The 11,652-nt window shown below is 62.4% G+C and carries 8 protein-coding genes; 5 read left to right on the top strand and 3 right to left on the bottom strand.

Annotation, left to right across the window (positions count from 1 at the left end):
- The first annotated feature begins 80 nt into the window (after nucleotides 1–80).
- Both ELX51_RS17565 and ELX51_RS17560 read left to right on the top strand, forming a co-directional pair.
- Nucleotides 81–2,387, top strand: coding sequence for an EAL domain-containing protein (locus ELX51_RS17565; protein ID WP_127754708.1), 2,307 nt, complete (start codon nucleotides 81–83; stop codon nucleotides 2,385–2,387).
- 134 nt (nucleotides 2,388–2,521) lie between these two features.
- Nucleotides 2,522–3,289, top strand: a complete 768-nt coding sequence (locus tag ELX51_RS17560; RefSeq protein ID WP_127754707.1) for a hypothetical protein — start codon at nucleotides 2,522–2,524, stop codon at nucleotides 3,287–3,289.
- 127 nt (nucleotides 3,290–3,416) lie between these two features.
- Here the strand turns inward: ELX51_RS17560 and ELX51_RS17555 are convergent, their stop codons facing one another.
- The 3 genes from ELX51_RS17555 to ELX51_RS17545 form a co-directional block, all read right to left on the bottom strand.
- Nucleotides 3,417–4,592, bottom strand: coding sequence for a hypothetical protein (locus ELX51_RS17555; RefSeq protein ID WP_127754706.1), 1,176 nt, complete (start codon nucleotides 4,590–4,592; stop codon nucleotides 3,417–3,419).
- Between the two features lie 232 nt (nucleotides 4,593–4,824).
- Nucleotides 4,825–8,307 carry an AAA family ATPase gene (locus ELX51_RS17550; RefSeq protein WP_127754705.1) on the bottom strand — a complete coding sequence of 1,161 codons (3,483 nt, stop codon included), beginning with the start codon at nucleotides 8,305–8,307 and terminating at the stop codon, nucleotides 4,825–4,827.
- Complete coding sequence (locus tag ELX51_RS17545) at nucleotides 8,307–9,575, bottom strand: DNA repair exonuclease (RefSeq protein ID WP_127754704.1); 1,269 nt, start codon at nucleotides 9,573–9,575, stop codon at nucleotides 8,307–8,309. The genes ELX51_RS17550 and ELX51_RS17545 overlap by 1 nt, the downstream gene beginning before the upstream one ends.
- 254 nt (nucleotides 9,576–9,829) lie before the next feature.
- Between ELX51_RS17545 and ELX51_RS17540 the strand changes: the two genes are divergently transcribed.
- From ELX51_RS17540 to ELX51_RS17530, 3 genes are read left to right on the top strand one after another with little or no spacing between them, the layout of a single operon-like run.
- Nucleotides 9,830–10,030: a hypothetical protein gene (locus tag ELX51_RS17540; RefSeq protein ID WP_127754703.1), complete on the top strand. Its 201-nt coding sequence runs from the start codon at nucleotides 9,830–9,832 to the stop codon at nucleotides 10,028–10,030.
- Nucleotides 10,027–10,797 (top strand): exodeoxyribonuclease III, encoded by a 771-nt coding sequence (xth, locus tag ELX51_RS17535; protein ID WP_127754702.1) that lies wholly within the window; start codon nucleotides 10,027–10,029, stop codon nucleotides 10,795–10,797. The genes ELX51_RS17540 and xth overlap by 4 nt, the downstream gene beginning before the upstream one ends.
- Nucleotides 10,798–10,825: 28 nt before the next feature.
- Entirely contained in the window at nucleotides 10,826–11,557 is a 732-nt protein-coding gene (locus tag ELX51_RS17530) for a sulfite exporter TauE/SafE family protein (RefSeq protein ID WP_127754701.1), read from the top strand.
- Nucleotides 11,558–11,652: the final 95 nt, after the last annotated feature.

The raw sequence follows: 11,652 nt of genomic DNA, 5'->3' as shown, positions 1-11,652 counted from the left end.
TTTACGTATTGAGGACACGATCTCAAGCCCTCCTTAACCTCGATAAGGTTTGATTGGCCGATCACGAACCGGAGACAGGTGTGTTCACCCCCGCGCATAAATCAATGCCGGCGCTCGATTACGTATCGACCGTCAAGTCTGTCTATAAGGACAGGCGCGCGATGATTTACGGCACGCTGGCCAGCGCTGTCGGCGCGGCCACGACCGCGCTGAAAACCGGATCTCCGCTGCTTTGGGGCATCACCGTCATTTTCCTGTTGATCGCCGTCTTTCGATTTATCGACATGACGCAGTTCAAGCAGGCCGATATCGGTCCAGAGGATGTCGACGCGGCCTATCAGTGGGAAGTGCGCGCTACGCTCTGGGGCGCTTTCGCCGCGCTTGTTTATGGCTCCTGGTGTTTCTTCAGCTTCGTCTTTGTTGATGATCCCGTCGCGGAGATCATCAGCATGGTCACTACCACTGGTTGCATGGTGGGCATTGTCACGCGCAATTTCGGGCTGGACCGGCTCCTCACCCTGCAACTGGTTATTGCCTGCACCCTGATGTGCGCCGGGTTGCTGCTCGGGGGGGATATCTACCACCAGGTTCTTGGCGTCCTGATGCTGCCCATGCTGCTCAGCATGCGCGTATTGGCGCGCGATGTCCGCTTGATCCTCCTTAGCGCGGTTCACCAGCGGGTTGAGGCCTCCCGCCTCGCCATTGAGCTCGATACCGCACTCGATACGATGCAGCATGGCCTGTGCATGCTCGATAGCCGGGGCTTTATCTCGGTCACCAATGATTATGCCGAAAAGATCTTCCAGGCGCTGGTGCCGGGAGAATGGGGCGGCCGGTGCTTTTCCGACAGCATCGCGCAGGCCGAAGCCCACGATACCCTGTCGCACCCGGATGCGCAGAATCTGCTCGACTGCGTTGCCCGGGGTAGTGGCAAGACCGTCCTGAAGCTCGAAACCGGTGAATTCATCGAAGTTACGGTCAGTTCACGGCGCGAACAAAAGGTGCTGCTGTTCGAAAACATCACCGCGCGCGTGGAGGCGGCCGAGCGGATCAACTTCATGGCGCATTTCGACAGCCTTACCGGTTTGCCGAACCGGGGGCACTTCGCCGAACTGGTGGAAGCCGATCTGGTGCAGCGCCGCACCACGCGCGCCTTTGGCGAGATCGTGCTGATGATCGTGGACATCGACGACTTCAAGCATGTGAACGATACGATGGGTCACCTGATCGGGGACCGCCTGCTGGTGGAGGTGTCCCACCGCCTCGACACCTTGATGGGGGTGGATTGCCTTGTCGGCCGCTTTGGCGGGGATGAGTTCCTGGTTTATCGCGGCGATGTCACCCAGGCAGAGGCAGCGCGCGATGCCGAAGCCATCGTTGCCGTGTTCAAGCCGCCATTCAACATCATGGGCCAGGTTATCGCGGTCAATGTCAGCGTCGGCCTCGTGGTTGAGGACGCCATGGCCGAGGGGCTGGATTCGCTGATGACCAAGGCCGATCTTGCGCTCTACAAGGCCAAGGGCTCGGGCAAGTCGCAGGTGCAGTGCTTCCAGGAAGAAATGGACGTGGATTACCGGTATCGCCAGCGCCTCAAGACCGATCTGCGCCATGCCCTTGATACCGACGCGCTGTCCCTGGTGTTCCAGCCGATCGTTGATATCAAGACCCAGCGCGTGGTCAGCTGCGAAGCGCTGGCGCGCTGGCACCATCCCGAACTCGGACCCATATCCCCAGCCATTTTTATCCCAATGGCCGAAGAAACCGGCTTGATCTCCGATATCAGCCGCTGGGTGTTGACGACCGCTACGCGCGAATGCCGCTCCTGGCCCGAAGATGTCAGCGTTTCGGTGAACATCTCGGCCCGCGATTTCCGCAATGCCGATGTCGGTGACATGGTCGAGGAGGCGCTGCGCAGTTCCGGCCTGGCACCGCACCGGCTGGAAGTCGAGGTAACCGAAACCGCGCTGATCGAGGAGCGGGACGCGGCCACCAAGATCCTGAGTGGATTGGCGACCAGGGGAATCGGCATTGCGCTTGATGATTTCGGCACCGGCTATTCGTCGCTAAGCTATCTGCAGGCGCTGCCGTTCACCAAGCTTAAGATCGATCGCAGCTTCGTCATGAACATCGCCGCCGATGCGCGGGCCCTCAAGCTCCTGTCCAATGTGGCCCAACTGGGCAAGGACAACAATCTGGTGATCACTGCCGAAGGCGTGGAAACCGAGGACCAGTTGGAGCTGGTTTCCCAGCATACTTGCGTGGATCAAATCCAGGGCTTCCTGTTTGGCGCGCCGCTCCCGCGGCGCGAGATTGCCGAGTTGATCGGCCGCATGCGCATGGCGCAAAGCTTCCCTGCGAAAATCGTCAAAACGGTTAATTCTCGGTAAACGCCCGCCCCTCCGGCGTTTTTGCCGGCGGCAGAAAATTTCCCTCGCCAGAAACGCCGCCAAACCCCGCAGTTCCCCTGTTTTCAACATGACTAACAAGTGATTAACTTGTGTCGGGTGTAAGGGGTGATGTGATGAGTGCGGTAGTCACACCCGTTGCTGGGGGCACTTCCCGTTTTGCGGAAGCGCTTGTCGATCTCTTGGACAGGGTCGAGTACCGGCGGGTGAGCGTAGAGGATCAGCTTGATCCAGTGTATCGGCTTCGTTACGAGGCCTATCGGCGGGAGGAATTCATCCCGTTCAACAGCCAGCAGGTGGTGCGCGACGAGTTCGACGAACTGCCCAATGTTTCCTGTTTCGGGGTGCTTATCGACGGGCGGCTGGTGAGTTCCATCCGCGTCCATCATCTGAGCCGAGACACCCCGGTTTCGCCATCACAATCGGTATTTCCTGACCTCCTCGATCCGTTGATTGCGGACGGGGTGCACATGGTGGATCCCGGCCGGTTCACCGCCGATCACGAAGCGACTCTAGCTTATCCGGCCTTGCCCTTTCTGGCCCTGAGGATCGGGGTGATGGCCGCGCGCCATTATGGCGCTCGCTATTGCCTGTCCTCGGTGAGGCCCGAACACTCCGCCTTTTACCGAAGGGTGTTCAACTCCACGCAGTGGGGCGAGGCTCGGTATTATCACGGGCTGCGCTTCCCGATGGTGCTGATGGTGGCCGATGTGCCGGTGATTTATCCGCCGCTGTTGGAGCGATACCCGTTCTTCATGTCCACCGAAGAAGAGCGGCAGGCGCTGTTCGGCTCGCCCAGCGGCTCGGTAAAGCTGGTCGCTCCCAGCGCCCGCATGGCCCGGCGCATTGCCCAACTCGGCGGCTCAGCCGAAGGGGAGCTGTGAGAACCGGGCCCTTGTGGTGCACACAGCCGGGCTAAACTCGCGCACCAGGGGGCGTGTGGTTCCTGACCGATGCCTCACGCGTCGGAACCGGCCAAAGGGAGTTTGCCGCAGGTCGGTTCCGGTCCGCTCAGCCAAGTTCGCGCATCGCGTCACCAATCCACGCCAAATTGTCTTGGGGCAGGAAGCCCCAGTTGTAGAAGGCGACTTCTTCAACGCCGCCGTTGCGGAGCGCCTGCACAGCGCCGAGGAATTCGGTTTTGCTCGCAAGGTCGGGATAAGAGGGGCGCAGGATGCCGCGCAGCTTGCCCGCGCCCCTGAGGCGTCGCTGGAGATCGAAAAGGTCGGCGGAAACCCGCTCGGCCGATGCTTCATAAAAGCACGCCTCGATGATTCCAGCCGTTTGCGCCAGCGCGGGCAAATCGCTGCCCTCGTACCAGGCGCCGGCGGTCGGCCGGGCAACGGAGGGGATCACCGAAACCGTTGCATCGGCTCTGACGGCGTCCCGAATTTCACCGACCAAGGACGTTACGACGCCGCAACGGAAATCCAGAAAGCTCTGGAGCTCAAAGTCTCCCGCCAGGTCGGCTCGCCAGAAGGCTTCCGCCATGTCGGCGGGATAATCGATGCCGCTTTCCAGATAAGCCTCGATGTCGCTGGCAATTTGAGCCTTGAGCCGGCGCGCATCGATGCCGGCTCGTTCCGCACTGGCGAGGCAATGCTCGCAAAAGCAAAGCCCGAGCAGGTTTTCGAGCCAGGCATTGGACTTCAGGAGGGCAAATTCGTGGTGAAAGCCATGGGCATAAGGCGTCCAGCCGGGTGCTTCGAGGGAAATGCCCGATACCGGATAGCGCTCGGTTACGTCGCTCGCGAGAGCAACAGCATAGGCGCGTGCGTCCGGAGCTGATGGGCAGAGATTGTAGAAATAGGGATCGCCAAAGGCGTTGCGCACGACACTTTCCGGGTGGGCCATCCCCAGCCGCGTATTGTGCAACAGCACCAGCCACACATTGGTAGCCATATCCGAGCGCGTCAGTTCACCAAGAACATCGCCCTCGGCGAGCAGGGAGTTTGCCAGCGGCTGAATTGTGCCATAGCGTGCCGGATCGGCATGGAAATAAACTGTGCCATCCTCGGGAAAATACACCTTGCCCCTGGTGCCACGCGGCCGCAGGAACTTGCCGGCATGATAACTACCGGCCACTGTTACGGTGTCGAGCCCCAGCCGCCGGAATTCGTCAACGGCCGCGGGAACACCAGCCTCCTGGAGGTCCCAGGCATAGGTATAGATGGCTTTGTAGCTCATCGGCGGACCTCGACAGGAATGGCAGGTTAGAGCGCTGGTGCGCTTGGCCGAAACGGCCGGGATGCAGCAATCTGTAACAAACCTACTTTCGTCGTCAAGCAACCGCCGCGAAGGGCCACCTATTCATTCGGTGGCAATGACGAATTTGCCCAAAGAGCTGAGGATAGTTGTAAGTTTCTTACATAAAAGGGCGGCGGGGCACTCGGAATGCACCGAGCGCCCAGTTGAGGCCTCAGGAAGCGATCTGGTGGATGCGCACACCCGGAACCACTTGCTGGGCAATGTCGCAGAGGTGGCGGTGGTGGGTCAGATAGATCACTTGCCCCACAATGGCCATTTGGGCAAAGAGCCGAAACACTTCTTCCGAGCGCGGCTCGTCAAAGGTTTCCATGATGTCGTCGGCGATGAACGGCACAGAAGGGCGCACGGCAGCGAACTCGGCATATCCTGCAAGGCGCAAGGCCAAGTAGAGCTGGAACCGGGTGCCTTTGGACATATCGGTGGCGAGCTTGGAGCCGCCGCCGCGCGCGAGCCCAATGAGCGCTTCCCCGTCCTTTTCAGCGCGGGTGGTGAGGCCCGTATATTCGTTGCGGGTAATCAGCTGGAATGCCTGGGACGCGCGTTGCATCATGGAAGAGCGGTGCTGTTCGCGGTAGGCATGCAAGGCGTGCTCGGCCACAAGCCCTCCCGCGCGGAGGCGCACAAAGCGCAAGGCGAGCTCCTCGATCTGGAGCAACAAGGTGCGCCGTTCCGCTTCGATCCGGGCAACCGCGTCATCGCCGCCAACTGCGGCGAGTCGTTCCTGCGCCATTGATCTTTCAGCGAACAGCATCCGCCGCCGCTCGTCCAAATCCTCAAGCCTGGCGGCAAGCACCGCCGCCGTTTCGTCCAGCGCCGTACGGTCAATATCGGCAAGCCTGTTCAATGCCGTTTCAAGGCTCGACACGTTCATCTCGCCGACAATGCGGGCTGCAAGCTTGGCTTGCTCATGTTCGAGCCGGTCGCGCTCGGCGCACTGCGCCAGGGCTGCCGCTACCCCGGCCAGGTCCTCGGCGGCAAAGAACTCGAGCAGTTCGCCTTTCTTGGCCTCGCAGACCCGCAGCTCTTGCGCCAGGGACCCCAACTCGGCCTGCAGCGCTTCGAGTTCGCCAGCCTTTTCCATGCGGCGTTGCAGGCTCTGGCGGGCTTGGCGGCTCCTTTGGGCAAGGGCTCCAGCCAGTTGCGGGGCTTGTGCAGGCTCGAACGTCTCCTTCAGCTCGTTGTGCAGTTCCGCCACTCGCTCGCGAAAGGCAGCCTGATCGCGCTCCATGGCAGCGATACGATGCTCGGTTTCCTCTCGGTGGCGCAGTTCTGCACCAAGCTCCGCCAAGGCGTCCAGAATTGCCCGCACTGCGCCGGTACTGGGGGCCTGGTCGGCAAACCAGGTTTCTTCCACCGTTCGGTCCCAGCGGTTCTGCCAGTCTGTTTGCTTGCCCAAAGCTGCGTCTCGAACGCGGCGGCGCGCCAGCAGTTCGCGCTCACGCTCACGCAGCAGTTTGTCCGCGCTTTCGCTTGCCGCCTGAGCGGAGGCGACGGCGTTCAAAGCGTTCTCGGCGCTTTGCAGCAGCGCGGGCACACTCAACGCGCTTGTGTCGGCGCCAGTGGCGGTCAGCGCTTGGGCAAGCTCGTCCCGTTCACGGGTAAGTTCAGCGCGCGTGTCGCTGAGCGCGGCGGTTGCGCCGTCCAGCGTCGCCAGCGCAGCGCGAGCGCGCTCGACCCCCGTGCGCCAATTGTCGATGTCGTCCAGCAATTGGCGTGTGGCGGTGTCGGCGAGTTGATCCAGGTCAGCGGGCAGGCTGGCGCGGGGGGCCGAGCGCAGCGTTTCGAGTTCTGCTGCCGCTTCCTCCAGCTGTGCTTCTTCCTGGGCCAGGCGCGCCTCGGTGGAAGTGAGTTCAGCCGAAAGGCTGCGCATCTCCACCGTAGCCTGCGCGTTGGCGATGCGGGCGTCAGTCATTTGGTCGGCGGCCGTCATGGTAGCCGCAAATTGCAGAGCGCTGTCGCGGTCGAGTTGCTCCAGATGGCGGCCCCAGGCGGCATCGCGTTCGGCCCGCAGGTTTGCAGCCTCGGTATCGTCGATCGCTCCGGCAGCCCGCAAATGCTTGATGCGATTAAGCTGTTCAGTTTGGCGCGCCAGCAGTTCCCGCTGGTTCTCCCGGTGCCTTGTTGCGCGTGCCTCCGCTTCGCTGATGCCGCTCCGCCATTGGCTGATTTGCGCGACTGTTGGCAATGTGAGGCCAGCCAGATCATCAGCAGTGCCGGACCAGGGCAGCAAGGCAGCCATCGCGCCATCGAACTCCCGTTGCAGCCGCGGGAGCTCTCTGGCATGGATCCGCTCACGGGCGCTAAGGTCGCTTTGGCGCGCGGCGGCGATGCCGGCTTGCAGATTGGCTAGAGTCGATGGATCTAAGCTTGGCCGCTTGGCAAGCAAGGCTTGTTGCTCCTGCTCGGCCGCCTCGAAGGCAAGTTGAGCTGCGGTGACTTCCTGCTCGGCCGTCGCGAGCAGCGCGTCGATACCGGAGCGCTGCTCGATCAGGTCGCGCAGGGTTCCGGCAACCGGCGCCGGGATGAGGAGGGCGCGGGCGTCGGCTTGGTCCGCCCGCCCAAGTGAGCGGGTAATGGCGGAGATGCGGGCCTGTTGCTCCAGCAAGGTCTGGCGCCGCTTAGGCAAGTCGTCTTCGGCGGTGCGAAAGCGGGCCGCGGCATCGGCAAGTGCCTCGATGGGCTCGGCGAGAGCCAGCACGGCCCCGTCCACTGCAATGGCCTCGATCTCGGCACGAAGGCGCTTGGCGCGGCCTTCCAGTTCGGCATTGCGCGTTTGAAGCCGGGTTTCATCGTGCATCAGGCCTGGCAGTTCCTGGCCCCAATGGGCGGGCGGGCGGGGAAGATCCTCCAACTTGGCGAGCGTCTCGGTCAGGCGAGCGTGATCCTGGGCGAGGGGGAATGCGCGTGCGATGCGGCTTAGAGCTTCATGCTCAGCCCGGGCGCGCCCAAGTTCTCTGCTGATCTCCTCGTATGCCCTGGTCGCCCGGTCCAGATCGGCGACGAGGGCATTGTGGGCGGAAGCCTGCACATCAATCTGGTCCCGCTTCGTTTTCAGCTCGGCAATTTGGCGCTTGTGGACGGCAATCTGGGTGGAGCTGGCGCTTTTGCGGTAAATCCCGTCCGCTTCCGCCTTGAGGCCTTCAAGAATGCGGCCGATATCGGCAAGGCCCGTGCTCGCCGAAAATAGCAGCTCTCCTAGATCGCCCCGGCTTTCCAGAATGGCATTGCCGCCATCTTCAAGGGTTTGATCATCGAGCGAGAACATCATGCGATAGGCGTCGCGGGTAAGGCCTGCCAGTGGCGTGCTCAGCAGCGCCTCATTGGCGGGCTGGCCGCGTCCATCGCGCAGCGAATTGGTGCGGCCCTTGACGCGACGCAGCGCATGGTTTTCGTCGTTGAACTCCAAAACCCCGCCAATTTCCATGGACGGATAGGGGTGGAGAAAATTGTAGCGGCTGCGCTCTTCGATGCCGAACAGCAGGTCGAGATAGGCCGAAAGCGAGGTGGATTTCCCCGCTTCATTAAGCCCATAGATAATGTGCAGGTCGGGGGTTCCGGGCTCATGGGCGCCGAAATCGAGCGAAAAATCCGTGAACTTGCCATAGCGAAGCAGGTCGAGGCGGCGCAGGCGCATTAATCGGCCCCGGCTTCGCTTTGACGCAAACGGGCGACCACGTCCTCGCTGCCTTCGCTCAGCACCTGATCGATAAAGGCTTCGAAACCTGCTTCGTCGTCGCCGGCAAAGCGCCGCGCTTCGGGCGGCAAGCTGTCGCGCACATCCTTGACCAGTTGCCGGAGGGTTTCGCGCACGCTGTGCTGGCCGATGCTTTGGGTGCGCATGAGGTCACCCAGTTCGAGCACCGGATCGGCCGAAGGACGGATTTCGGCTGTGTTTGGGGAGGTGGTGGCCAGCTCAATCTTTTCGATCCAGGTTTGACCAATTCCCTCCAGGCGCTGCTCAATTTCGGTGAGGAGCAAGTCGCGATCGCGGCGCATGCGCCAGCTCAGGGGCGTTTCACCCGCTAGCTTGAGGCGCAGCACCAGATGGGGCGCTGCGGTGGCGGCGCGTAAGGCGGCGACGCTGCTTTCAAGCGCGTCGATGACTTCGCGCCAGGATTGCTGGCCCGAAAGATCAACCGCGAGCCGCTCGAACTGGGCAATGCTGGTCAGCCTTTCCTCGACGGTTACCGAGCGATCATCGGCGATGGTCACCAGCGATACGGTTTTAGGGCCGGCCTCGTTGATGTCGCGGCCCTGGGGCATTCCGGGCATGATGACATGGCGGTCGCCGGGGTGATGGGCGCGGGCGTGGACATGGCCTAAGGCCCAGTAATCAAAGCCCCATTCCTGCAGGTCGGCGAGGCTGCAAGGGGCGTAATTGTCGTGGCCCGGCGCGCCGGCAAGGCTGGTATGCATGATGCCGATATGGGCGGTGTCGGGGGAGGGGGCGCGGAACTTCGGCAGCAGGCTTTCGGGGGCGTGCGGACGCGAAAAGCTCAATCCATGCAATGAGATATCGAGGGCGCCGCGGCGCAGGGTGATTGTTTCGGCGCGGCTGCCGAAGATTTTGACGCTGTCGGGCAGGATCAGTTCCTGGGTGATCTTGGACAGTGCGTCGTGATTGCCGCGGACGATGAAGACGGCGATGCCGGCTTCGTGCAGGCGGCCAAGTTGGGTGGCGATGAAGCGGGCGGTCTTCATCGAGGTCTGATCGCCGTCATAAAGATCGCCCGCGATCACGAGGGCGTCGACCGCTTCGGCAAGGCAAAGATCGACAATGGAAACAAGCGCTTGGCGGGTCGCGTCGCCGACCAGTTGCCCCAGATCGGCATTGCGTAATGCCAGGGAGCGGAGGGGGGAATCGAGGTGAATATCGGCGGTGTGGACGAAGCGGAAGGGCATGAAAGGGAGCTCGTCGGAGGGGCGCGGCGCGTGGGCACTATACTTAACAATGTCATGCCAGAGGGGCGGGGTATATCGCAAGCGCTTGGGATGGCCGAGTTTAGAACAAGGAAAATGCGGCAGCACGATAGCGTTGCAAACCTTCCTGCCGCGGTTCCGCCACAAAGATGAACGGACTATGAACAGGTCAATCGCGGGAACAAAGTGGAGCTTGGCTCCATTGGGTGAGCACGCCCAAGCAGGGAGCCAAGGTCATGAGTTTTCCACCCATCGATCCCAGCCCGACCGCGCCTGATCCGGGGCCGGTGCCGCCGATCTTTCCGCGCCCGATCGATGATGCGCCCAAAGAAGGTGACCTGCCGGTGCCCGATCCAACCAATCCCAATGACAATGCGGAGCCTGGGCCCACCATGCCGCCGGAGCGCTCGCCATTTCCGGACAGTGCCGGCGGGTGAAGATCGCGACCTTCAACGTCAACGGCATCAATGGACGGCTTGCCGTGCTGCTGCGCTGGCTCGAGGAAGCGGCGCCCGATGTGGTGTGCCTGCAAGAACTCAAGGCGCCAGATGAGCGGTTCCCCCGCAAGGAAATCGAACAGGCAGGCTATGGCGCCATCTGGCTGGGCCAAAAAAGCTGGAACGGGGTGGCGCTGCTGGCGCGGGGCACCGAGCCGGTGGAAACCCGGCGCGGGCTCGTGGCCGATGCCGAAGATGAGCACAGCCGTTACATCGAGGGGGCGGTCAGTGGCGTGCTGGTGGGCTGCCTGTACCTGCCCAATGGCAATCCGGCGCCGGGGCCGAAATGGGACTATAAATTGCGCTGGTTCGAGCGCTTTTCCCGACATGCAGGCGAGCTGATCGCAGCCGATATCCCCGCCGTGCTGGCGGGGGACTATAATGTGATGCCGACCGAGCTCGATGTGTACAAGCCCGAGCGCTGGACCAAGGACGCGCTGTTTCGCCCCGAAGTGCGCGCCGCCTATCAGAGCCTGCTCGAGCAGGGCTGGACCGATGCCCTGCGCACCATGCATCCGGGCGAGCGAATCTATACGTTCTGGGACTATTTCCGCAACGCCTATGAGCGCGATGCCGGCTTGCGGCTCGACCATCTGTTGCTGGCGCCAGCCCTGGCCGACCGGCTGGAAGACGCCGGCGTCGATCGGAACGTGCGCGGCTGGGACAAGGCGAGCGACCATGCGCCGACCTGGATCGTCCTGCGCTAGGCGTTTCGGGGGCTAAGGGGGCACAGCCATGAGCCAGGAACTGCTGATCTTCATCGTGATAGGTTTTTGCGCCCAGATTGTTGACGGGGCGCTGGGCATGGCCTTTGGCGTGATCTGCACCACGGCTCTGCTGTCCATCGGCCTGCCGCCGGCAGCGGCTAGTGCGCTGACGCATGTGACCGAAATCTTCACCACCGCCGCTTCGGGCGCCTCGCATGCCTATCATCGCAATGTGGACTGGAAACTGGTGGCCCGGCTGGCGCCGGCGGGCATGATCGGCGGTGCGATTGGCGCCTATCTGCTGTCCAGCATCGATGCCAGTTTCATGGAGCCGCTGGTGTCGATCTATCTGATCGGTTTTGGGTTCTTCATTCTCTACAAGGCGTTCCGTCAATTCCAGCCGCGTCTGGTGAGCGACAAGCTGGTGCCCGGGATCGGGCTGGGAGGCGGGCTGCTCGACGCCATGGGCGGGGGCGGCTGGGGGCCGATCGTCACCTCGTCGCTGGTGGGGCGGGGGCATGACCCCAAAAAAGTCATCGGCTCCACCAGCCTGTCGGAATTTCTGGTGACGGTGACGATCTCGCTGACCTTTGTTTTGACGCTGGGCTGGACCCAGTTCAACGCCGCTATCGGCCTCATCATTGGCGGCGTGCTGGCGGCGCCGATCGGCGCCCTCCTCGTCAAACGCCTGCCACTGCGCCCGTTGATGGTGGGCGTGGGAGCGGTGATCATCGGGACGTCGGTGTATCGGTTTTTGTAGGCGTCTGGCCGTAAACAGCCGGCGAACGGTGCTTTCGCGGCTGGGTGCTTGACCCGATGCGGTGCGCGGCTTCCCCTTGCGGCGACGGCGAGGAC

Source organism: Devosia sp. 1566 (assembly GCF_004005995.1).
GTDB lineage: Bacteria > Pseudomonadota > Alphaproteobacteria > Rhizobiales > Devosiaceae > Devosia.
This window is presented reverse-complemented; position numbering and strand designations above follow the sequence as displayed.